The organism is Bacillus sp. CH_70 (genome assembly GCF_038007045.1).
Taxonomy (GTDB): Bacteria; Bacillota; Bacilli; order Bacillales; family Bacillaceae_G; genus Bacillus_A; species Bacillus_A cereus.
Genome location: NZ_JBBOWL010000001.1, coordinates 1,835,340 through 1,858,321, shown reverse-complemented (window position 1 = coordinate 1,858,321; position 22,982 = coordinate 1,835,340). Strand labels below are relative to the sequence as shown.

Below are 22,982 nucleotides of genomic sequence, written 5' to 3'. Positions count from 1 at the left end.
AACTAGATATGACTCTATAGAAGTAAGACGTATTATCTTACATAATAAAATCAATGAAATTGCGAGGAATTTTGAAATGAAAAAAGGTATTAACCGTGTTGTATTAGTAGGAACAGGAGCAGTTGGATGTAGTTATGCTTACTGCATGATTAACCAAGCCGTAGCTGAAGAATTTGTTTTAGTCGATGTAAATGAGGCAAAAGCTGAAGGGGAAGCAATGGATTTAAGTCATGCTGTTCCATTCGCACCAGCTCCAACTAGAGTATGGAAAGGCAGCTACGAAGATTGTAAAGATGCTGACCTTGTAGTTATTACAGCTGGATTACCACAAAAGCCAGGCGAAACACGTTTAGATTTAGTTGAGAAAAACGCTAAAATCTTTAAACAAATCGTTCGCAGTATTATGGATAGCGGATTTGATGGCATCTTCTTAATCGCAACAAACCCTGTAGATATTTTAACTTACGTAACTTGGAAAGAATCTGGTTTACCGAAAGAACGTGTAATCGGTTCTGGTACAACGCTTGATTCTGCTCGTTTCCGCTATATGTTAGGTGAGTACTTCGATATTGGTCCACACAACATTCACGCTTATATTATCGGAGAACACGGCGATACTGAACTTCCTGTTTGGAGTCATGTTTCCGTTGGTATCCAAAAACTACAAACACTGCTTGAAAAAGACAACACGTATAATCAAGAAGATTTAGACAAAATTTTCATAAACGTCCGTGATGCAGCTTACCATATTATTGAGCGTAAAGGCGCAACTTATTATGGTATCGGTATGTCACTTCTACGTGTTACAAAAGCAATTTTAAACGACGAAAATAGTGTATTAACTGTATCAGCTTACTTAGAAGGGCAATATGGTCAAAAAGATGTTTATATCGGGGTACCTGCTGTTTTAAATCGTGGCGGTGTTCGTGAAATTTTAGAGGTTGAATTAAGTGAAGAAGAAGAATTAAAATTCGATCACTCTGTTCAAGTATTAAAAGAAACAATGGCTCCGGTTCTTTAATTAAGATAAAAAAGCAATCCAATTTATTTTGGATTGCTTTTTTATCTTAATTATCCCCTATGACCTTTTAATGATTTTCTATCATTTCTTATTTTTTAGTCGCATCCTCATTATTTATATCAAGTACATCTAATAAAAAGATAAAGATTGGTATCCCGATAATAAGCCCCCATATTCCGAGGAAATGCTCTGAGAAGATGAGAATCATAAATGTATAAAAGATTGGTAAATTTGTTTTTGCAGACATAAACTTCGGATTTAAAAAATAACTTTCAAGAGCGTGGATTACTGTTATGAACACGAGTATGTATACTACGTACATAACTCCGCCTACGTTGTAAGCAATGATACAAAGTGGAAACAAAGAAATAATCACACCTGCAACAGGAATCAACCCTAGTAAGAAAACCATAACAGCTAATACAAGTAGCTGTGGAAATCCTAAAACAATTAATGCAATGACAGTAAGAATACAATTTACAACGGCAATTAAAAACTGAGCTTCAATTACTTTTCCGAACGATCTTGCAAATCTTTCACCAAAATATGCAATTTCCTCATAAAAGATTTTTAACTTACTATCTTTAAACTTAGATGTAAATGTAATAATACGCTCTTTTTCTAATAAGAAAAATAAGCTTAAAATTAGAGATAATAATATTTGTAAACTTACCTTCCCTATATTTGCTATTGATTGATATATAACATCTACACCTTGTTCTATATATTTTGATACTTCCATCCCATTAATTGTCGAAAGTACATATTTAACGATTTCATTATCAGGTGGATTTTGAAAAAATAGTTTAAATTGATAAATTAATTGTGAAATTTGTATCGTCAGCACAGGTAAATATTTATATAACGTTGTGCCTATAAAGGAAACTAGTATTATATACAAACATGCAATAACAATTTTCCGGTTTACTTTCAATTTTCTTGAAATAAAACGTTGAAATCGATCCATTAAAAACGTCAGTATAAACGTAATTAATATTAAATTGATCATACTTTTTAATGCGTATAATACAAGCGCTACTATTATTAAAACGAGAAACCGTTGAAACCCTCTACTTCGAAAAAAACTCTTTACTTCATTCATTAAGAATTAACCTCCCCCTTCAATGGATGAAAATTGAATATATTACATTTTATGAACTCCTATAGACAATCTTTCTTACTAATTGAGAAGAATCCTTTTTTTCTTTTCATATTGTTAGATTCGTTTAACTGGAATCCACCAACATAATTTCGGTGGATTCCAGTTATTTTTCATATAATTTTTTATAAACTAGGTGATTTTCTATTTTTAGACTGCTGTTCATACGCATATCCAATATTGAAAAGCTCTTTTTCACCAAACTGTTTCCCCACAAACACTACACCGATTGGTTCTCCATTTTTATCATATCCAGCAGGAACCGCTAATTCCGGATAACCAGCTACAGCTGATAGAAGGACTTCATCGTTATTAATCATAACTAGAGCATCCAAACCTTTTTCTACTAAATACCTATCTAGCTCTTTTCTTGCGTTTTCTCGACTCGTTTGCACTACGTTTTCGAACTCTTCTTTCGTTATAGCAGATTTTTCAGACCCCTCAATTAATGTTTGTCCGTATTTTATTCGTCTTTTACTATCCTTTTTAGTGAACTACTCACCACTTAACGTCCTTACGGGCTGTTTGAAGTGGGAGCTTCTTGGGAAGTAGATACTTTTATTAGCTATCTATATTTACCAAGCTATAAGGGTAGTACCTACCCCTAAAGAAAATACCAATTACGTGGCTAATTTTAGTAAGTTTATACTTGCGTTTACATCTCTATCATGATGGCTATTGCATTCAGGGCAAGTCCACTCTCTAAGGCTTAGATTCTTGACTTCCTTATTTTTATAACCACAGCAAGAACACAATTGACTACTCGCATAATTCTTAGGTGCGACTATCAAATCGCGACCTTTCCATATTGCTTTATAGTCAAGGAGCTCTCTGAATGTAGCCCAAGATACTTCACTGATTGCTTTTGCTAATTTGTAATTCTTTTGCATGTTCTTCACTTTCAAGTCCTCAATCACAATTACTTGGTTTTCGTTTGTGATTTCATTGCTTATCTTGTGAAGAAAATCATTGCGTTGATTCGCAATCTTCTCATGAAGTCTTGCAACTTGTAACCTGGCCTTGTTTCTATTGTTTGAACCTTTCTTTTTACGCGACAAAGAGCGCTGCAGAAGAGCTAATCTTCTTTCGGCTTTTCTCAACCATTTAGGGTTCTCATATTTCTTGCCATTAGACAATATTGCAAAGTCTTTTAGCCCAACATCAATACCAACTTTTGCATCAACTTTAGGAAACAATTGCTCATTTTCTTCTACTAAAATCGATACAAAGTATTTACCAGTAGGTGTTTGAGACACTGTAGTAGACTTAATTAATCCAAAGAATTGTCTGTGCTGTTTAATCTTTACCAAGGTCTTTAGTTTGGGCAGCTTGATATAACCACTCTCAATGTAAACCGTGCCTTTTTGGTTATTTGTTGTATAACTACGGTGGTTATCTTTCTTACTTTTGAATTTCGGGAATCCAATAGATTTATCCCGGAAAAAGTTAGCGTATGCTTTATTCAAATTCATTTGAGCATTCGCTAACGCAAGACTATCAACTTCCTTTAGGAATGGAAATTCAGCCTTATATTGTGCGGGCGTAGGATATGTAACAGATCTATCAAGTGTATCCTGTGATTCTTGATAAGATTTGATTCTATCTGCAAGCATCTTGTTGTATACAAATCGAACACATCCAAATGTTTTTGAGAAAAACATTTGTTGTTCTTTATTTGGATAGATACGATATTTGTATGATTTTAACATTTCCTACACCTCACTTTTCCCTTGATTTTCAATATATTTCTTTACTACATCTATCGGTGGAGCACCCGTAGTAATCAAGCAAAAGCTTCTTGACCAAAACATTTCTTTCCAAAGTTTCTTTCTCACATGGGGAAAGTCTCTCTTGATGAGTCAAGAACTTGCACTTTTATAAGCATTAATGAACTTTGTCATTTCTGTATTCGGATGTGCCTTGAATAAGATATGCACATGGTCTACATCATGATTCCATTCAACTAATGTGATGTTATAGTTTTCAGATAATCGGACAAACATGTCTTTTGCATAGTCTGACATATCATCATCAAATACATTTCTTCTGTATTTCACGACCAATACAAGGTGATAATACAACAAGAACACTGAATGATTATTGCTATCTAACTTCATTGATATACCAACCTTCCCCTCTATAAGACTGATTATATCGGGGGGGGAAAATAAAAGGCAAAGCCTTTTGGCTGCGCAAAACCGAAATTCATCTCCCACATATCGTTGGGCTATGCCCTTCACACGCCCCAGGAAGGAGAATTCTTTCGGGAAATTCGTTAAACGCCATAATCTCTTCTAACGATTTTACCGGTACGTTTTTTGCTGCGAAAGATAATCGTTAACACTCTATTTTTAGAGTATAAGATACACTCAGGTTCTTTGAAAAATAGTTTTTATATACGTGATATCCGCCGGCACACGCTAATAAGACAATGCCTCCAGTGATAGACAGCGTTACCTTTACCCATTTCTTCATGTTGCTTCCTCCACTCTATAAGATGCTTAGCTATACAAAAAAGAGAGTTACCTTTTACTTAACTCTCTCCAATCAAAATGCTAAATAAAAAAATGAAAGATTTCAATCTAATTACTTCTTTTTTTGCATTTGCTTTGCTAATATTTCTTTCACTTGATTATACGTTAATCCTGAATTTTTATTTAAACGCTTTACTTCCTCAACATCAGTACCTACCACTGTATATTTTTTCTCATCATTCATTTTTCTAATTCCCTTCTCACCGTATTATTTCTTATATTTCTTCCCTAAATGCGCATAAATTAACACCACTACAAAAAAGGAAGCTGTTTTTAAACACAGCTTCCTTCTCGTTACATATTGTATTTCTTAATAAAATTTCACTACATCTTCAGTAGGCAAGAACGTTCTTTCTGCTGGTTGTTCGTTTGGTTCACCAAATGGCATTTGACCTACTAAGCTCCACTCTGCCGGAATGTTCCAAGTTTCTTTCACTTCAGCATCTACGATTGGGTTGTAATGTTGTAATGACGCCCCAATTCCTTCAGCAGATAATAGCATCCACACAGTATGTTGTAACATCGCATTTCCTTGATGAGACCAGAATGGGAACTGATCTTTGTATAATGGGGCATTTTCTTGCATTTTTTCTACAGTTGCTTGATCTTCAAAGAATAGAACTGTTCCTACACCTGCATGGAAGCCTTTTAGTCTTTCTACAGTCGCTTCAAAGTTTTCTGTTGGTACGCGTGCTCTTAGTGTTTCTTTAACGATATCCCAAAACTTTTCATGCTCTCCATCCATTAATACAACCATACGACCACTTTGCATATTGAAAGATGTTGGTGCGTGTAAAGCTGTTTTTAACACTTCTTCAATTCTTTCTTTCGTAATTGCATCGTTTTTTGTTACTTTACGAATTGAACGGCGGTTCACGATTGCTTCTTTTAAGTTTGTTGTAGTTGCTGACATTTTAATTCCTCCAAATGTTTGTTTTATAATTTATTTTGTTATTTCATAACAAGCGAATTAGCAATATCCATCGGTATTACATTGCATACCTTCAAATGAATTTGTTTTATCCTTTTCAATTTCTTTATCAATGACCCTTTCTAGTGTTTCTTTACTAGCAAGCCCTTGAATGACTTCATCTCCAATCATGACAGTTGGAACAGCCATAATATTCGCTTCATCATATGCGTGTTGAATTGCTTCTTGATGCTTTTCTTTATATTTACGAGTTACTAAAGCATCTTTAAATTCCGCCTCAGGAAGTCCTACTTCTACCGCTAATTTTGTTAACACATCAATATCTTCAATGTTTTGCTCTTCTTGGAAAAATGCTGTGAATACGCGATGATGATACTCATTACCTAGTCCACGTTCTTTCGCAAATTGACATCCTTCGAAAGCTAAATGTGTATATGGATGTGGTGAAACACGTGGCAAGCGCATATCAATTCCTAACTTCTTCGCTGTCGGAAGAATGAAAGCATCCCATGAACCTAATTTTTCTGGTTCATTCCATGGATCTATTTTTGAATATGGACTTGGACGTAATTCAAATGGCATCCATTCAATCTCTACATCTTTCTCTTTCGCTACCTCATCTAATGGACCTTTTGCTAAAAAACAAAACGGACATATAAAATCTGAGTATACTTTCATTTTTACAGTCATAACTTTTACACCTTACCTTATCGTTGTAATCAAATTAGTTACATTAATGATAAAAAAATATAAATATTATTTAAGCATTCATTTTTTCTTGCAAAGTTTTAAACAACTGCCCCATCGTAATATTTCTCAAAACTTCTTCCATCGCGGATTGTGCTTGAATTAAAATAATTTCTAACACCGCTTGAATATTCGCCCCAATTGGACAATCTGGATTCGGTTGCTCGTGAATATGAAATAGCTTGTCTTCTTCGACTACGTTCACTGCATGATACACATCTAACAATGTGATTTCATGTAAATCCTTTAGTAATCCCGCGCCACCCGGTCCACGATTTACGTAAACAAAGCCAGCTTGTTTCAAGTACGACATGATTTTACGAATGACTACTGGATTTGTATTGACACTCTCAGCCATATAGTCTGAAGTACAAAGTGAAGATGGATTGTTTTTCAAAATAGATAAAATATGAACAGCTATGGAAAAGCGGCTACTAATTTTCATCGTAATCACCACCTCGATGTAATCATTATAGTTACAACCAAAAAATATGTCAATCCTTTTCATAGATTTTTTATAAGTAAATGAAAAAGTGTCCCATTATGATATATGAGACACCTCTTTTTATTCTGCAAATAGCGATTGAAATTCTTCAATAAATAGCTGCACAGCGATTGAAGAATCCTTTAATGAAGGAACAGCTAAAGCAATTTCTCTCCATACTTGTGGTTCCAATTCTCTCGTTTGCACATTTTTTGGTAAATTCGTTAAAGATAATTCAGCTAATATTGCAATGCCTAATCCTTCTTGAATCATATTTAAAGCTGTAGTAACTGTCGAAATTACATACTCAGCCCGAAGTGGTACATTTGCTTGTTTAAACATATCAATAATAGGTGGTTCGTATCCGCCCTTACATAATATGATTGGTTCATTCTCTAAATCACTAATTGTAATAGAGTCCTTCTTACAGAGAGAATGATCCTCTCTTAAGATAGCAACCATTTTCCCCTTCGTTAATGGAACAATCTCCATATCTTTATTAGGCAAAATAACAATTCCTATATCAATAACCCTCGATACTAACCAATCTTCAACTTCTTTAATCGTTCCTTCACAAAGAACTACTTCTAAGTTTGGATACTTCTCCTTAAAAAGGTTTATCATTTTGGGTAAGAAATGTGCAGAAGCACTCGGAAAACTACCAATTCGAATCGTCCCAACTTCGTGTCCTTTCTCCATCGCAACTTCTTGTTCAATCTTCTCTACACCGTTCAAAATCTCTCTAATATGTACAAGAATCCTGTTTCCTACATCCGTAACGAGGAGCCCTTTTCGTTTATCACGTATAAGAATAGTAACGCCTAACTCTGACTCAATACTTGAAATCGCATGACTAACAGCTGGCTGCGTCATATTTAATACCCTGGCGGCCTTCGTAAAACTACCTAACTCAACAGTTTTTATTAATACTTGCAGTTGTGTAATGGTCATAACTAATCACTTATACTCCTTATAAAAAAGATTCATTTTATTTATTACAGTCGATATCATATCATAGTGAAATGAATAACAACAAGGAGGTCTTTCAGTGACACAGCTTTCTCGAACTAAGACGGCCATAATCCTTACCTTTCTCGTTTTCATGTGGGGAATCAATTGGCCTTTATCAAAGTTTGCCCTGCATTATACACCACCTGTTTTATTTGCAGGCGTTCGAACTTTAATTGGAGGATTCATTTTACTCCTGTTCGCATTACCGAAATACAAAGAGTTACATTTAAAAGAAACGTGGCATTTATACGTTATTTCTTCTTTACTTAACATCATTATATTTTACGGATTACAAACTGTCGGCCTTCAATATATGCCTGCTGGGTTATTTTCCGCCATTGTATTTCTACAACCAGTTTTACTCGGTATTTTCTCGTGGATATGGCTTGAAGAATCAATGTACGGCTTGAAAATTTTCGGGCTTGTTCTCGGATTTATTGGTGTAGGCGTTATTAGCTCTAGCAGTTTAACAGGACATATTTCTGTTATTGGAATCCTTCTCGCGTTAGGATGCGCTATTGGCTGGGCACTTGGCACAGTATTCATTAAGAAGACTGGTCACCGTGTTAATGCCATTTGGATGGTAACACTTCAGCTTATTATTGGTGGCCTTTGCTTAATTGGATTTGGTTCAGAGTTTGAAAGCTGGTCTAGTATCGCTTGGAGTATGCCATTTGTTAGCGTACTTCTCTTTATTTCATTCTTTGTTATTGCAATGGGGTGGCTTGCATACTTCACACTTGTTGGAGCTGGTGAAGCAAGTAAAGTTGGGGCTTATACATTCCTCATTCCACTAATAGCTATTATTGTAAGTTCAATTTTCTTACATGAGGCTATTACCATTAGCTTATTCATCGGACTATTATTTATTGTTGTGAGTATTTGTTTTGTAAATATGAAACCGAAAACACTTGCTGTAAGGCAGCAAGTTGAAATGAAATAAACGTAAGAAAGAGCCTACTGTTTGTAGGCTCTTTCTTACGTCTTACTTTTTACGACGTACTACAAGAACACACGCACTTACCGACGATACTATCGCCAAAATAGATAAGACAATTGCTATCAATTGCATATTACTAGTACCTTCATTCTTTTCTACACTAGACACTTCACCATGTTCTCCTGTTAATGACGTACCTTTTGCAATTGTAGTAAGTGAATGCGGTTTTTCAGCTTTTTCATCACCTGTCCATTCAACAATTTCTCCGTCTTTATATTGTTGATATGCGTCCCAAGCTATTTTTTGCTCTTTATCCGGATTTTTAGCGACGAAAGTAAATCGCTGGAACTGGCCGGTTAAAATCCCTTCTCCTGTCGCTTCCCATACTACAGTTTTAACTTTTCCGGCTGTATCTTTTTGCTCCTCAACTTTCCATCCTGGGACTGGTTCATACTGTTGGAACTCTACTCCAGACGGTATTTTCAGTGTAACTTTCGTCGTTGCTTCATTTTTTTCAACTGGTACTTTTATCGTATAAGTCTCCCAAGAACCAATATCAGAAGTTGCTGGTTTTACAGTGACGTGCGCACTAACAGGTAACGAAAAAATTCCCATTGCAATAATTGTTGCGATCATTGTTGTTCCTAATTTTTTTATACGTTTCATTTTCTATTAGCTCCTTTTCATACATAGCTTCTTTTTATCTGCCACCAACAATAAATTTAAAATCTGTATCGAAACTATCAAGAGATTTTGTTAATCCATGAACATGTATATTCCAGTTTCCTGTCATGTTAATATACATACCTTCTGCTTCATATTCTCCCGGTGAAACTACTGAAACTTTAAATGAACCTTTTCCCATGTTCATATCTAATGATTGAGTCGTCAATATCATTTGTTCCATATCAGTAATAGGCTGTCCCTTTTCATCCTTTAGTGTAATATGGAATTTATTTTGTCCTACCTTATTCGGACTTACATTTAGCGTAAGTTCATATCCATTATCTAATTGCTTACTCTCTGTAAAAGGTCCAGTAGGAGGCATCGGTGGTGTTTGTACGTTTGTCATAAAAGCTACGATTACGAAAATGATAATTCCAATGACAAACTCTACTTTCACCGTAGCTCCTAATCCTTGCTGTGCTCGCATTCTCCCTTTCACATAATGAATAATTCCCAATATCCCCATGAAAATGAATAAAAGTATCTTTGTTAATAAAGCCAATCCATACTTCGTATCAAATAACGAGTGGATTGTTGGAATAAAAAATGTACTGTTAAAAAGGCCTGTTATTAAAATCACGATGACAGCACCTGTTGCCCACGGTGAAAAACGCTTAATCATATCCCAATACATATGCCACTTGTTATCCTCATTACGTAAAAGAAGAATAATAGATGATAAACCACCCACCCATAATGAAGCTGCGAATAAATGTAGAAAATCCATAACGACAGCAATGTCTTTAAACTTTAAACCGTATGCGTGACTATTAAAGGCCTTCATAACAAGTAACCCTATAAACAATAGTATTGGAATACTCCATACTTTAAACGACGAAAACTTCTCATGCTTCACCGCAAAATACGTAACAATTATAAGCGTACTAATGAGAACCATTTGAGTAATCCATACATAACCAAAAACAGAAAGCTGTAATGTTTCTTTTAATAGTAAAGGGTTGAATGCTTCTAGCCATGAAACATCAGCATTTATTTTCGCTTGCAGTGGTAGATTGAATAACAAGCTAATCAATATCCCAAATAAAGAGATCCATATTATGTTCTTACTCCTTAATCGAACCGAGGTTGCATTCCCTTTATACATAATAAGATTAAAGAAGAGAACTCCTAAAAATAGCGAGAAACTCGTATATAGAATCCCACGTTCCATAATCATATCGATTTGCGGGACATACCCCATCTCTTCCACTTGTACATCGTCTGTTCCCGCTTCCGCTAATCCAATACGGAATGGAATAACCCCTTGAATTGGATGCCCATCAGCTGAAATAGCTTTCCACTGAATAGAGTAGAGACCATTTTTGAGATTTTCTTTTAATCCGGCTTCTAATAGTTTTTTATTTTTTTTATCAATATGAGCATCTTTTAAATCGACTCTTTTACCTGATGTATCTCTCACATACAATGTATTAAAACGTGAAACTTGTATGTCCTCATCGAATTCAATTTTCACAACAGATGGTGCTCTCTTCAACGTTTCATTTTCCGTAGGGTTTGATTTCACAACATACGCATGAGCAGATGCACTTTTCGGTATCAATATGATAAGCACACACGCAAGTAATAGCCATATCCCTAATCTTCTCATTACTTTCACACTCATTTCACTTCTTTCTTCCTCATCGCTCTATTTTCATTACTTTAACTTCCGAAGTTTGATTCTCCGGCGAAATATTAACCTGATTAAATATAAACTTCTAGAAAGTATAACTCTTTATTTCTCTTCCATCTTTAAACTTCTAATATGATAGTAACTATCACGATAGATACAACTTACATTTTTAAAGTCGATTGTTATTATATCATAAAATATATTTATGTAAGTTATCAAAGAAGAAAAGTTATCGTGAATCATTTGTGAAGAAAATGTGAAATACATAAATAAAAAGGTATTACGTTATTACGTAACACCTTTAAAAAAATATCCCTCTTCTATTTCTCTTCCGGATAATCACAATACTCGATAATCGTTCCTTCAGTATCCGCTGGGTTAAGATAAATTAACCTTCTACCGTGCTTATTAATCCGAAGTGTATGCTCTAATGTCCGAATACCTTGTTCTTTTAACTCTTCTAGAGCCACATCTAAATCATCGACACGATACGCAACGTGATGAACACCTTTACCTTTTTGTTTAATAAAACGGGCAATTGGAGATGTCGTATTATTCGTCGGTGCAAGTAATTCAATTCTATCTCCATCCACTTCAAGAATGGCTACTTCGCTTTCCACACCAGGAGCTTCACTTACGTAACGATCTATTAAAGTTCCTAGTAACACATTTTCATAAAAACGTATCGTACTATCTATATCTCGAACTGCGATGCCGATATGATCAATTGTTTTTTTCATTTTATTTCCCCTACTACTTTATTTTTTCTATCCTTATCAATAGTAACAAAAAAAGTTATAGAAACAAGTTCTATAACTTTTTTATTTAACCTATTTTCTTATTCGCACTAGCTGGTTGAACTTGATTTTTTGCTTTTACAACGCTAATGCCATATCCGATAAATCCACCGATAATCGCTGGGAAGATCCAGCCTAATCCTACTTCCTGCATCGGAAGGAATTTAGTGAACACTTGGCTTACTACTTCAATGTTAACACCAGCTGCACTTAATCCATCGAATAAGCTGATGATAAATGTTACGATTAAGCTCACTTGATAAACTTCAGCTCTTCCTTTGAATAATGAATGGAAGAATGTTAAGAAAATCAATACAATTGCTAGTGGATAAATTGCTGTTAATACTGGAACAGAAACTGCGATTAACTGTGTTAATCCTACGTTTGCAACAATTGCACTAAATACACATAGTGTGATTGCAATTGCTTTGTAAGGAACATTTGGGAATAACTTATGGAAGAATGAAGAACATGCTGATACAAGTCCCACACTAGTTGTTAAACAAGCTACTGTAATCATTAATCCTAATAATACTCCGCCATATGATCCGAAATAGTAGTTAGAAACTTTTGCTAATACTTCTCCGCCGTTCTCTAAATGTCCAAGCTTTGCAACACTTGAAGCACCCATATAAGAAAGAGCTGTATAGATAATTGCTAAAATAGATGCTGCAATTATTGTCGCTTTTGCACAAACGACCATAATTTGTGTTTTCGTTTTCGCACCTTTTTCTTTAATAGCATTGATGATGATAATCCCGAATACGAATGATGCGAGCGTATCCATCGTTAAGTATCCTTCTTGGAATCCTTTAAAGAATGCATGTGATGTATAAGCTTCCACTGGTGCTTGCATATCTCCAATCGGATGTATAAAAGCAACGATTACTAAAATACCGATGAAAGTCAACTTAATTGGCGTTAAAATTTTTCCAACAATATCGACAATTTTCGCGGGATTTAGCGAAAAAAAACAAGTGATGCTAAAGAATATAATTGTGAAAAGAATTAAAGGTGTAGAACCTACTCCCTCTGGCATAAACGGCTTAAGACCAATTTCATAAGATACATTTCCTGTTCTCGGTATTGCAAATAACAGATGATCGCTAAGTATAAAACTGTTGTAAATACAATCCCGAACACTGGGTGAGCACGACTTGCTAATGACTGTAAATCATCTTTACCTGAAAAACCAAATGCTAGTACACCTAGTAATGGTAATCCAACACCAGTTACTAAAAATCCAGCGTTAGCAATCCATACATTCTCTCCTGCTGATTGACCAAGCATCGCTGGGAAAATTAAATTTCCTGCTCCAAAAAATAGTGCAAATAACATTAATCCAATAACTACTATGAACGAAAACGGTAGTTTATTCGCCATAATATAACCCCCATTCAAATTTCCTTATCTCATTTTCCAATTTTAACTAATTGAATTTTCTGAATATTTAATTTAAGTATCAACTATTCTTGAACTCATTATAGTTTGCTATATAATATTTTGCAATACTATTTTCGAACTTTTTTTTATTTTATAAATATACATTTTTTAACATGAAAAATAGACTAAAAAACCAACACGGTCATCCATGTTGGTTTTTCCATTTACTATCATAAATTAAAATTTCGCTGCTACTTTTTTAACGTTTTCTAGACCTTCTTCAACAATTTGTTGTGAACGATCTGGATATTGATTGTGTCCTTCAATTACAACTGTCTCTGGATTTGTAATTCCCCAGAATCCAAGTACAGTTGTTACGTAATTAACTGCCATTTCCATAGGAGCCATTTGCTCTGAAGAGTAATCTGAACCACGAGCACCTAACACAACTACTTTCTTACCACCAACTAAACCTTCTGGGCCATTTGCTGTATATTTAAACGTTTTTCCAGCTTGAGATAAGTATGAAATATATGTGATTAATGGTGCTGGTACTGTAAAGTTCCATAATGGGAATGCAAATACAACCTTATCAGCTTCTAAAAACTGATTTAAATATTGATCTACTGTAGCAACTGCCTTCTCTTCTTCAGCTGTTAACTCCATGCCTTGGCTACGTTTATATCCACCTGAAATCGCGATATTTCCGTAATAAGGAAGATCTAATGCAAATAAATCTAATTCCGTAATTTCTGTATTTGGATTTGCTTCTTTATAAGTACTTACAAATGTTTCATACATTTTTGAACTAACTGCTTGCTCCGCTGGACGATCGTTTGCTTTTACAAATAATACTTTTGACATTTTTTTATTCCCCTCTACATTCGTATTTTCTTCTTTTTTACCAAATAATGAGCTAAATAGTCCCATTTTCTTCACCTAATCTTTCTTTTCATATTCATTATTCATCATCATAAAAATTCTTATTCTAAGAAAAAGTTCCAATAGATACCTTAAGTTAAGCCGCCGAAACTTTTTGTTATTTAATTACCTTATGTAAGTGATTGTAATATAGTCACTTACTTTAGTCAAGTAACTTTTAATAAAAAAATAAAATCTCAATTTAAAAATATTAACTAAAATACAATTGAACACCAAATACATCTTTATTACTTGTATAATAAACTTAGAGAGGAAAATTCATATATAGAAAGGATTTATTCATGAGCACTATAGAAAAGATTCAAACTTTTATTATTCTTTTTGCTGTTACATGCGGCATCGTACTCGGACAATTTAATATGATACATACGTATTCAGACCAGTTTATTGTCCCCTTCTTATTTTTCATGCTATATGGATTATTCCTCAGCATCCCATTAAAAGAAATAAAAAACGGATTTCGTAATTTAAAATTTGCTGGAACAAGTCTTACTATTAACTTCTTATGGACACCTTTACTCGCTTGGGGATTAGGAGCACTATTTCTTTCAGATCATCCAGCACTTTGGGTTGGATTTATAATGTTAATGGTTACTCCATGCACAGATTGGTACTTAATCTTTACTGAAATAGCGAAAGGAAATGTAGCACTTTCTACTGCAATTTTACCTGTAAATTTAATTTTGCAAGTACTACTCCTTCCAATTTATTTATTTTTATTTGCTGGTGTCATGAAAACTGTAGCGGTTTCTGTTTTAGTAGAAAGTATTGTTATCGTAATCGTCTTACCATTTATACTTGCACACGCTACAAAATTCATTATGAATAAAATGAAAAAAGCTGAAACTCTCGAGAATAAACTCATTCCGTTTTTCAGCTCTGCTCAAATTGTATTTTTAAGTTTAGCAATAGTAGCGATGTTTGCATCACAAGGTAAATATTTACTGCAAAATATGAATGTCGTTTTATTATTACTCGTTCCTGTTCTATTGTTCTTCATCATTAATTTTTTACTAGGACAATTTATCGGGCGCATCATGCATTTATCTTACAAAGATACAGTAAGTCTAAGCTTAACAACGTTAGCAAGAAACTCACCTGTTGCACTCGCTATCGCTGTAACAACTTTTCCAGACGAGCCTCTTATCGCACTTGCACTCGTTATTGGACCGTTGATTGAGTTACCGGTACTAGCTTGTGTTTCACAAGTTTTGTTGCTTATTAAGAAAAAACGGCAATACGCATAATAAAAAACCGTCCCATTTTGGGACGGTTTTTATTATGGAAAGATTACATACAACACTTATTTCTTATTTATCAATACAAATGAAATTACCGAAACTACAAACGTAATAATACCAATTGTAATAAAGTGAAACTTTAATCATTGGGGGTTTTGTTCATCCCCCAATGATTATTAGCCCTCACCACTCCCGCATTAACAGATCCTTTCTAATTAAAAATGATAGGAAACGTAAATATAACGAAAGCTGCCCAAAGTCCGTATATTGGCAAAAACTTCGTAACGGCATCTTGGATAGCTTTTGGTCCTGATTTATTTTGCAAGAAACGCATATAGGCAAACATAATCCAAATGAGATTTGCCCAAATCAGTATGTTTATTCCTAAAACAGCAAGTCTATTAGGCGTAATCCCGTAAGAAGAAAGTCTAAATACTATGGCTGACAATGCGACAGTGTCAATAATAAGCGCCAGAACAATTAAGGAAAAATTTATATAATCTGAAATATTCTTTTTCTCGTCCGAGTCACTTTCAACGATAGAAAATATGGTAACAGCCAATACAACAAGGAGGATTCCGTTGAAGGCCATTAGGAAATTGCGATCCAAGAACGGATTTTTCCCGACCCAAATTACCGTTATAAGATAGATAAGCAACGTGATCAGGACGAGAGGACTAAAAATTTTAGATATGTATGGTGTAATATTTTTAGCAAACTTAAGATTCATTGATACTAAGTATGCAGCCACAATAGCGAGAGCCGCTGCTCCAAATAAAACAACATTACTAAAATAGAATTCTCCTATATCTAAGTCAACAAAGCTAAATAAACGCATGGTGAATACTGCTAGTATCATTCCGCTCACTGCCATGCTCCCGTAGAGAAGACAATATTCTAAATTAAATTTAATATAGGCTAATCTTGTACTGCCTTTTAAATATTCATTTCCTGTAAACGCAAGCCCTACTAAGACCCATAAAAATATAGGAAGATGTAAATAAGCAAGGATGGTACTGTCTTTATAATTTACTGGCAACGTATTAAGATACATCCCGGAAATTAGGAACAACGCTGCAAGGGAATAAATAATACTTTTTTTGGGAGTATTATTGTAAACAAAATAAGCAGCAATAAAGGGAATTACACCAAAAGCCAAGTTAATTGGAGCAATTGCTTCCTGCTCAACAAATTGGAAAATGATCCTGGTGCTTATGCCGGCCAGAATAGCTAAAAGGCCCATGAATAAGAAACCTTTTTGAAACAAAGATGTTTTTTCTTTATTTACTTTCTCCTTGAAATGCAACCTTTCATACCAAGCACCTAGAACCTGAGAATCAGGGTTTTGGTCCCATGCTTGTGAGAATGCTTTTTTAAAAGCTTTCGGATCTTTTCTATACATCTTCTCCAACTCATGGGGGTTATCCATATTTTTAACAATCAAATTGTTAATGTTCATAGTTATACCTCCTCTAATTTTAAAAATAAGGTTGTTACCTTTTAACAAAAGCACCTCACTCATTTATTATGATTTTGATTTTAATACAATATTTATCGTTTTACAATAAAAAATTATTATTTAAAGGATTTTTTTTATCGTTAAATTTTAAATAAAAGAAAAAACAAAAGAGCATGACAGTTTTATGTCATGCTCTTTTAACAAATTAATTCTCAAATACAAAATTAATCTTATTATCTTTCCACTCTAATTTCGCATCAAACGTTTTCTCGCCCTTTTTAAAACCTTTAATTAAATCAGTCTTTTCACCTTTTAAGAGCTTTGTCATATTCTTTTGCGAAATTGTTTTACTTAATATCTTCTTTGAAATGGTGAAATCACATTGCGTTGTATTATAGTTAGAACAACCGTAAAACGTTGACTTATCAATTACATCACCATCACATTTTTTACAGCTACCAACCTTTTTACCCGTTGTAAATTTCGATCCTTTCCGTTCAATCGATTCAACATGTAGTCCCGTGAAATCCCACTTCTCAGACATTTCCACTGCGTCTTCAATAATTTTAGCTGATAGCTTTTTCGTCTGTTCCATAAATGTAGCTGGTGAAGCTGTACCTTCACCAATTTCCGCAAGACGTTGTTCCCATTTCGCAGTCATTTCCGGTGAAGCTAGTATTTTATCACCAATTGCGGTAATTAATACTTTTCCTTTATCAGTCGCATACACTTGGTTTTTCTTTACATCTATATACTTACGGTCTTTCAGCATCGTAATAATACCTGCGCGAGTCGCTTCCGTACCTAAACCTTCTGTTTTCTTTAATACTTTCTCCAGCTCTTCATTCTCTAAATACTTACCAGCTGTTTTCATTAACGTAATAAGTTGTCCTTCTGTATAGCGCTTCGGTGGCTGTGTTTTTCCTTCTTTCACTTTCACCTTTACAACTTTTCCTTCTTCGCCTTCAGCTACAATTGGAAGAATGGTTTCGTCATCTTTATCGTCTTGGAAAATAACTTTACGCCAACCTTCTTGAATTTGCTGTTTTCCTTTTGAAATGAATTCAGCACGTTCATCTACAAGCGTTACAATCGTTGTATAGTCAAAGATTGCAACTTCATAATGAGCTGCAATAAGCCTTCTTACGATCATATCGTATATTTTCTTTTCATCACCTGATAGTCTGCTTGGGTTTGTAACTTGCTCTGTCGGAATAATTGCGTAGTGATCTGTTACTTTCTTTTCATTTACATAACGCTTGTTATTCATAATGGATTCAACCGGAGCCGGTAATAAGCCTTTATATTCATCAAACTGACTCAACTTCTGTAAAATATCAGGGAACGTCGCTGCTTCTCCTTGTGTAACATAGTTAGAATCTGAACGTGGATAAGAAACAATCCCTTTTTGATATAGTGCTTGCGTTATATCAAGCGTCTTTTTCGGTGAAAACTTAAAGGCTTTATTTGCCGTTGCTTGCAGTGATGATAAGTTAAATAAAAGCGGCGGCTGAAACTCTTTACGCTCCGTTTTCATTTCCTTCACAACAGCCGGTTTCCCTTGGCAAAATGCCGCAATTTTATTCGCCATATCAGGATCTTTTAAGCGGGATTCATTATCCTTTTCCCATTTTCCGTCATATTTCTTTCCTTCTATATTAAAGGTTGCAAACACTTCCCAGAAAGGCTCTGACTTAAAGTTTTCAATTTCTTTCTCTCGCTTTACAATCAATGCTAACGTTGGTGTTTGGACACGACCAGCAGAAAATACATCATTCATTCCTTTTTTCTTTAACAAAATACTAAAGACACGTGATGCATTCATACCAACAACCCAGTCAGCGCAAGATCTTGTGTATGCTTCGTAATACGTATTAATTGTATCTGATTCATCAAGTAGATTTTTAAATCCTTGGTAAATAGCTTGCTTCGTTAAAGATGAAATCCATAGACGTTTCATCGGCTTTTGCACGTTACAAAGATTAATAATATTTCGTACGATCAGTTCCCCTTCACGCCCAGCATCTCCTGCGTGAATGATTTCTGTTACCTGTGGATTATGTAACAGCTGTTTCACAACGTTAAATTGCTTATACTTTGACTTTGTTACTTCAAATTGAAAACGTTCTGGAATCATCGGTAATGTATTAAGTGACCATTTTTTCCACTCTGCGTGATAATGCTCTGGATTACATAACTGCGTCAAATGACCAATTGCCCATGTACAGTACGCTCCATTTGGAAATAACTCATTCGCTTCTACCTCTAAATATCCATCTTTCCGGCGATATTTAAACTGTGAAACAAGAGCCAACCCTTGATCTGGTTTCTCGGCAATAATTAATTTCATTTTATAACTCCCTATCTGTATTCCAGTGTTACTTTCATTGTCTATATGTTTAGAAGCGATGATAAAACAACAATCTTATTTATCATTCGCGGTTTGTCTCGCAAATGGGAGACCTATAATATTATACGCTTATTCTTTATGGCTTCACAATAGAAACTCATAATATAACAATTTCTTTCACATGCTTATAATTAAAAAAGACGCCCTAAAAAATCAAGCGTTCCTTTGCTTACATCTATGAAATTGTGCAGATAATATGCAGATATTAATAAGCATAAGTACCCTCCATATAAACATATGATGAAATGAACGATAGGACAAGGAGGTATCATAATGTTTGCTTATACGTTAACTACCTTAACACTTTGCTGTACCTCGATTCTTATTACATCCTATATTTCTAAACGTAAGGGTACCCTAATGGAGTATATGGTATTTATTATGTCTTTTAGTATGAGTATCGGTTTAAGTATTGGTTTTTACTTAGGCATTCTCTTTAAGGGGGAATTACTATATTCTACTTTGCTTGCTATTTTAATTAGTGGTTTTATCGGTTTCTTAATCGGTCTACGTTTTCACCTATATACTGCTTTAGAAGGAATGTTCTCTGGATTAATGGCAAGTATGATGGGAGCAATGATTACAGAAATGTTAAACGCTCAACAAGCTCATAATATATTGTTCATTAGCCTTTTACTTACTATAACGATTACTATGTCCTGTGTGATTCAATTATTATCGGAGAACTTTTCTACTTTTATCCAACAGCGTTTTTTGTTATTACTTTCAATTAGTGTAGTAATTATCGTTGCCGTATTCGCGACATTCCCAGATCATACTCCCTCACCTTCATCCGGGCATGATCAACATATACATTAGTACTTGCAACAAAAATGAATAAGCAGCTATCCATAGGATAACTGCTTCCTATTATTCTGGCTTATTAGGAATGTTTTGGTTTGGAACATAGTCAGATTTATAATCTGTATAGTTCACTTCCGTTACCATCCCTGCTGAAGCATGGTGTAAATCGTGACAATGGAACATCCACTTACCCGGATTGTCTGCTACAAAGGCTACTTCATATTCTTCACCCGCTTTTAAGTTCAATGTATCTTTTACAATTGGAGAACCTTCTATCGGTTTTCCATCTTTACTCAACACCTGGAAAAAGTGTCCGTGTAAATGCATTGGGTGATCATCCATTTTAGAACGATTTACCAATCTCACTTTTACTAAATCACCCTTTTTCACTTGAATTGGGTCAATATCTGGAAATACCTTTCCGTTAATTGTATATACCATTTCATTTCCATTCATTTGCGTATTTAAGTCCATATTATATGTGGCAGTATACTCTTGATTTAACGTGAAATTACCTAATTTTTTAGTACCATATTTCATTATATCTACTTTCGGTAATTTTTCTTTTTCGTCAGTTTTATCTTTCATCTCTTTGCTGCCATCATACTCAATAACAGCTTTCATTCCTTTTGCACCTTTATTTTTTGAATGGTCTTCAACATACCATTTCCCAGGATTATTAGCAGTAAATTCAATATCATAACGTTCACCCGGTGCGATTGAAATTACTTTATCCTTTATAACTTTTGGATCGTTTATTGGTTGACCATCTGTCGCAATTACTTTTATATCATGACCGTGAACATGTATATCATGTGATAGATAACCAGCATTAACGAGTCGAAGACGAACTTTATCTCTCTTATTCACTTTCAATGGCACTACTAAATCACCGCTTTTTCCATTGATTGTGAATAAATCATACATACTCATATCATGACCTTCCATCTTCATATTTCCATGGTCCATTCCTTCCATATTACTAGAGTCTTTTTTATCACTGCCCATGTTCATATCAAAATGATCCATGCCGTTCTTATCATCATTCTTTTCCCCATTTTCATTACCTTTAGATTTATTACCTATTTGCCCTTTTGTCATTTCTTTTAACTGCTTATTAATTTCTTCTTTATCTGTAACCCATTCATCCAACATTAATGTGTAATCTTTATCATATTTTTCCTTTGTATCTTCTACAATGAGCGCTCCATACAAACCTCTATCTAATTGATTTACAGAATCTTGATGCGAGTGATACCAGTACGTTCCTGGTACGTTTGCTTCAAATTCGTAAGTGAAACTTTTTCCTGGTTCAACTGCATCTTGTGTCACACCTGGAATTCCATCCATGTTATTTGGGACAGGATATCCATGCCAATGAATAGATACTGGTGCAGATAATTCATTTTTTAATGTCACTTTCACCTTTTCACCTTTTTTCACCCGAATTTCTGGACCAGGAGATGAGCCATTAAATGTCCAGACTGGAACAACAACACCGTTACTTAATTTTTGCTTTTCTTCTTTCGCTATTAAAGTAACTTCTGGTCCTTTTTCAACCTTCAATGGTGTTGTAGCTGTTTCAGTCTGTAGTGTTTTTTTATCATTCATATTTTTATGATCATTTGTTGTATTTGTCGTCACAGAACAGGCAGCAATTAAAAATATTACAGAGACTGTAATGACTGCTAATACAAATCGCTTCATGGAAAATCCCCCCTTTTTCTTTTTCAAAATCATTATAGAAGTTGATTTTCAAGAAAATAAGGAGATGTAATTAGATCTTACGTAAGCTAATTGGAAGATTACTAAAAGCGGAGACATTACAAGAGGCGAATATTTTAGAAATACAAAATGCTTTCCTTGTAGCGACTATATTAGCCGTTCTCGTATTTGTTTTGACGTTATTTCTTAAGAAACAATAACACTGCTATTATTAAATAAGAAAAATGTAGCTAAAATGCTCTTCACAAAAGAACTTAGATTTTTGTATAATAAGAACTAATGTTCTTTACAGACAATGGACTCAAATTACACAAATATATCAAATAGAAGAGGATTGATATACGATGAAAATTGATAGACCAAAAATTTCACCAGAGTTATCTTCAAAGAATTTTCAAGATATTTTTTATGAAGAAGATCCAACATTAGAAGTGTGTGAAATTATAGACTCCACTTTCGAAAATGAATCTGTAGATAGAGTGCGATTGTATGATGCAGTGATAAAGAATTGTAAATTCACTAATACAGATTTTAGCAATATTGATATTACAGATGTTTGTTTTGAAAACTGCGATTTATCAAATGTTAATTTAAGCAATTCTTCTGTTCATAGAGTCGAATTTAAAAACAGTAAATTAATCGGGGTTAATTTTGCAGAATCTAGCTTAGGAAATGTTAAATTTGAGAATTCAATTTTGAATTTAGCGGCATTTGGAAATTCTAAACTAGAAAAAATTATATTTAATGAAACTTCATTAAATAATGCAGATTTTTTTGACTGTAAACTTAAAAAAGTTGAATTCCAATTATGTAGTCTTGATGAAGCTAATTTTGATCAGACATCACTGAAGGGGATAGATATTAGTTCTTCTACCTTTGATACACTTACAGTTTCAGTGAACGATTTAAGAGGATGTAAAGTATCAACATATCAAGCTGTTCAGTTTGCTACTTTATTAGGATTAATAATTAAAGATTAGTATTTCGAAGAAAAGAACCCTATCCCGAATCATGGATTTTTTAATTGTCCACGAT

General features: G+C 34.2%; 19 protein-coding genes and 3 pseudogenes. 5 read left to right on the top strand and 17 right to left on the bottom strand.

Features of this window, described 5'->3' with window-relative positions:
- Positions 1 to 76 precede the first annotated feature (76 nt).
- On the top strand, positions 77 to 1,021 hold the full coding sequence (locus N2V79_RS09560; RefSeq protein ID WP_000715322.1) for an L-lactate dehydrogenase: 945 nt from the start codon (positions 77 to 79) through the stop codon (positions 1,019 to 1,021).
- Positions 1,022 to 1,109: 88 nt separating this feature from the next.
- Here the strand turns inward: N2V79_RS09560 and N2V79_RS09555 are convergent, their stop codons facing one another.
- From N2V79_RS09555 to N2V79_RS09515, 9 genes and pseudogenes are all read right to left on the bottom strand, one after another.
- Positions 1,110 to 2,123 (bottom strand): AI-2E family transporter, encoded by a 1,014-nt coding sequence (locus N2V79_RS09555; RefSeq protein ID WP_001006602.1) that lies wholly within the window; start codon positions 2,121 to 2,123, stop codon positions 1,110 to 1,112.
- A gap of 182 nt (positions 2,124 to 2,305) precedes the next feature.
- A pseudogene (locus N2V79_RS09550) lies at positions 2,306 to 2,674 on the bottom strand (amidase family protein); the annotation flags it as partial.
- Positions 2,675 to 2,800: 126 nt separating this feature from the next.
- Entirely contained in the window at positions 2,801 to 3,889 is a 1,089-nt protein-coding gene (tnpB, locus tag N2V79_RS09545; RefSeq protein WP_069355419.1) for an IS200/IS605 family element RNA-guided endonuclease TnpB, read from the bottom strand.
- 3 nt (positions 3,890 to 3,892) lie between these two features.
- A pseudogene (gene tnpA / locus N2V79_RS09540) lies at positions 3,893 to 4,297 on the bottom strand (IS200/IS605 family transposase).
- Between the two features lie 469 nt (positions 4,298 to 4,766).
- Positions 4,767 to 4,898, bottom strand: a complete 132-nt coding sequence (locus N2V79_RS09535) for a hypothetical protein (RefSeq protein ID WP_069355418.1) — start codon at positions 4,896 to 4,898, stop codon at positions 4,767 to 4,769.
- A gap of 126 nt (positions 4,899 to 5,024) precedes the next feature.
- Positions 5,025 to 5,627: a nitroreductase family protein gene (locus tag N2V79_RS09530; protein ID WP_340719800.1), complete on the bottom strand. Its 603-nt coding sequence runs from the start codon at positions 5,625 to 5,627 to the stop codon at positions 5,025 to 5,027.
- Between the two features lie 57 nt (positions 5,628 to 5,684).
- The gene (locus tag N2V79_RS09525; RefSeq protein ID WP_000216673.1) at positions 5,685 to 6,335 is read right to left on the bottom strand and encodes a DsbA family oxidoreductase; all 651 of its coding nucleotides are present in this window, start codon (positions 6,333 to 6,335) and stop codon (positions 5,685 to 5,687) included.
- A gap of 70 nt (positions 6,336 to 6,405) precedes the next feature.
- Positions 6,406 to 6,837 (bottom strand): Rrf2 family transcriptional regulator, encoded by a 432-nt coding sequence (locus tag N2V79_RS09520; RefSeq protein ID WP_327887220.1) that lies wholly within the window; start codon positions 6,835 to 6,837, stop codon positions 6,406 to 6,408.
- 120 nt (positions 6,838 to 6,957) lie between these two features.
- Positions 6,958 to 7,827 carry a LysR family transcriptional regulator gene (locus tag N2V79_RS09515; RefSeq protein ID WP_000156774.1) on the bottom strand — a complete coding sequence of 290 codons (870 nt, stop codon included), beginning with the start codon at positions 7,825 to 7,827 and terminating at the stop codon, positions 6,958 to 6,960.
- Between the two features lie 97 nt (positions 7,828 to 7,924).
- Here N2V79_RS09515 and N2V79_RS09510 point away from each other — a divergent pair, with 97 nt between their 5' ends.
- Positions 7,925 to 8,830: a DMT family transporter gene (locus N2V79_RS09510; protein ID WP_023521703.1), complete on the top strand. Its 906-nt coding sequence runs from the start codon at positions 7,925 to 7,927 to the stop codon at positions 8,828 to 8,830.
- A gap of 42 nt (positions 8,831 to 8,872) precedes the next feature.
- Here N2V79_RS09510 and N2V79_RS09505 read toward each other — a convergent pair whose 3' ends face one another.
- The 5 genes and pseudogenes from N2V79_RS09505 to N2V79_RS09485 all read right to left on the bottom strand — a co-directional run bounded on the left by N2V79_RS09505 (position 8,873) and on the right by N2V79_RS09485 (position 14,296).
- A complete protein-coding gene (locus N2V79_RS09505) occupies positions 8,873 to 9,493 on the bottom strand; it encodes a YcnI family copper-binding membrane protein (protein ID WP_065228652.1) in 621 nt (206 codons plus the stop codon).
- A 34-nt stretch (positions 9,494 to 9,527) separates the two neighbouring features.
- Positions 9,528 to 11,177 (bottom strand): copper resistance CopC/CopD family protein, encoded by a 1,650-nt coding sequence (locus N2V79_RS09500; RefSeq protein ID WP_141544858.1) that lies wholly within the window; start codon positions 11,175 to 11,177, stop codon positions 9,528 to 9,530.
- Positions 11,178 to 11,506: 329 nt separating this feature from the next.
- Positions 11,507 to 11,926 (bottom strand): VOC family protein, encoded by a 420-nt coding sequence (locus N2V79_RS09495; protein ID WP_000750850.1) that lies wholly within the window; start codon positions 11,924 to 11,926, stop codon positions 11,507 to 11,509.
- Between the two features lie 85 nt (positions 11,927 to 12,011).
- Positions 12,012 to 13,366, bottom strand: a pseudogene (brnQ, locus tag N2V79_RS09490) (branched-chain amino acid transport system II carrier protein).
- 237 nt (positions 13,367 to 13,603) lie between these two features.
- A complete protein-coding gene (locus tag N2V79_RS09485) occupies positions 13,604 to 14,296 on the bottom strand; it encodes an FMN-dependent NADH-azoreductase (RefSeq protein ID WP_000522528.1) in 693 nt (230 codons plus the stop codon).
- Between the two features lie 293 nt (positions 14,297 to 14,589).
- Between N2V79_RS09485 and N2V79_RS09480 the strand changes: the two genes are divergently transcribed.
- Positions 14,590 to 15,555, top strand: coding sequence for an arsenic resistance protein (locus N2V79_RS09480; RefSeq protein ID WP_069355415.1), 966 nt, complete (start codon positions 14,590 to 14,592; stop codon positions 15,553 to 15,555).
- A gap of 205 nt (positions 15,556 to 15,760) precedes the next feature.
- Here the strand turns inward: N2V79_RS09480 and N2V79_RS09475 are convergent, their stop codons facing one another.
- Both N2V79_RS09475 and topB read right to left on the bottom strand, forming a co-directional pair.
- Positions 15,761 to 17,008 carry a DUF4153 domain-containing protein gene (locus N2V79_RS09475; protein ID WP_069355413.1) on the bottom strand — a complete coding sequence of 416 codons (1,248 nt, stop codon included), beginning with the start codon at positions 17,006 to 17,008 and terminating at the stop codon, positions 15,761 to 15,763.
- Positions 17,009 to 17,213: 205 nt separating this feature from the next.
- Positions 17,214 to 19,358: a DNA topoisomerase III gene (topB, locus tag N2V79_RS09470; protein ID WP_000766771.1), complete on the bottom strand. Its 2,145-nt coding sequence runs from the start codon at positions 19,356 to 19,358 to the stop codon at positions 17,214 to 17,216.
- A gap of 333 nt (positions 19,359 to 19,691) precedes the next feature.
- On the opposite strand from topB, the gene N2V79_RS09465 reads away from it, so the two are divergent.
- Positions 19,692 to 20,237, top strand: a complete 546-nt coding sequence (locus N2V79_RS09465) for a hypothetical protein (RefSeq protein ID WP_000458538.1) — start codon at positions 19,692 to 19,694, stop codon at positions 20,235 to 20,237.
- 51 nt (positions 20,238 to 20,288) lie between these two features.
- Here the strand turns inward: N2V79_RS09465 and N2V79_RS09460 are convergent, their stop codons facing one another.
- Positions 20,289 to 21,929, bottom strand: a complete 1,641-nt coding sequence (locus N2V79_RS09460; RefSeq protein WP_340719799.1) for a multicopper oxidase family protein — start codon at positions 21,927 to 21,929, stop codon at positions 20,289 to 20,291.
- A gap of 362 nt (positions 21,930 to 22,291) precedes the next feature.
- On the opposite strand from N2V79_RS09460, the gene N2V79_RS09455 reads away from it, so the two are divergent.
- Positions 22,292 to 22,927 (top strand): pentapeptide repeat-containing protein, encoded by a 636-nt coding sequence (locus N2V79_RS09455; RefSeq protein ID WP_000687268.1) that lies wholly within the window; start codon positions 22,292 to 22,294, stop codon positions 22,925 to 22,927.
- Positions 22,928 to 22,982 lie beyond the last annotated feature (55 nt).

Excerpts from the sequence above, each read along its gene's own strand:
- N2V79_RS09560 (WP_000715322.1), top strand. The coding sequence starts at position 77 with ATGAAAAAAGGTATTAACCGTGTTGTATTAGTAGGAACAGGAGCAGTT.
- N2V79_RS09555 (WP_001006602.1), bottom strand. The coding sequence starts at position 2,123 with ATGAATGAAGTAAAGAGTTTTTTTCGAAGTAGAGGGTTTCAACGGTTT.
- tnpB (WP_069355419.1), bottom strand. The coding sequence starts at position 3,889 with ATGTTAAAATCATACAAATATCGTATCTATCCAAATAAAGAACAACAA.
- N2V79_RS09535 (WP_069355418.1), bottom strand. The coding sequence starts at position 4,898 with ATGAATGATGAGAAAAAATATACAGTGGTAGGTACTGATGTTGAGGAA.
- N2V79_RS09530 (WP_340719800.1), bottom strand. The coding sequence starts at position 5,627 with ATGTCAGCAACTACAACAAACTTAAAAGAAGCAATCGTGAACCGCCGT.
- N2V79_RS09525 (WP_000216673.1), bottom strand. The coding sequence starts at position 6,335 with ATGACTGTAAAAATGAAAGTATACTCAGATTTTATATGTCCGTTTTGT.
- N2V79_RS09520 (WP_327887220.1), bottom strand. The coding sequence starts at position 6,837 with ATGAAAATTAGTAGCCGCTTTTCCATAGCTGTTCATATTTTATCTATT.
- N2V79_RS09515 (WP_000156774.1), bottom strand. The coding sequence starts at position 7,827 with ATGACCATTACACAACTGCAAGTATTAATAAAAACTGTTGAGTTAGGT.
- N2V79_RS09505 (WP_065228652.1), bottom strand. The coding sequence starts at position 9,493 with ATGAAACGTATAAAAAAATTAGGAACAACAATGATCGCAACAATTATT.
- N2V79_RS09500 (WP_141544858.1), bottom strand. The coding sequence starts at position 11,177 with ATGAGTGTGAAAGTAATGAGAAGATTAGGGATATGGCTATTACTTGCG.
- N2V79_RS09495 (WP_000750850.1), bottom strand. The coding sequence starts at position 11,926 with ATGAAAAAAACAATTGATCATATCGGCATCGCAGTTCGAGATATAGAT.
- N2V79_RS09485 (WP_000522528.1), bottom strand. The coding sequence starts at position 14,296 with ATGGGACTATTTAGCTCATTATTTGGTAAAAAAGAAGAAAATACGAAT.
- N2V79_RS09480 (WP_069355415.1), top strand. The coding sequence starts at position 14,590 with ATGAGCACTATAGAAAAGATTCAAACTTTTATTATTCTTTTTGCTGTT.
- N2V79_RS09475 (WP_069355413.1), bottom strand. The coding sequence starts at position 17,008 with ATGAACATTAACAATTTGATTGTTAAAAATATGGATAACCCCCATGAG.
- topB (WP_000766771.1), bottom strand. The coding sequence starts at position 19,358 with ATGAAATTAATTATTGCCGAGAAACCAGATCAAGGGTTGGCTCTTGTT.
- N2V79_RS09465 (WP_000458538.1), top strand. The coding sequence starts at position 19,692 with ATGTTTGCTTATACGTTAACTACCTTAACACTTTGCTGTACCTCGATT.
- N2V79_RS09460 (WP_340719799.1), bottom strand. The coding sequence starts at position 21,929 with ATGAAGCGATTTGTATTAGCAGTCATTACAGTCTCTGTAATATTTTTA.
- N2V79_RS09455 (WP_000687268.1), top strand. The coding sequence starts at position 22,292 with ATGAAAATTGATAGACCAAAAATTTCACCAGAGTTATCTTCAAAGAAT.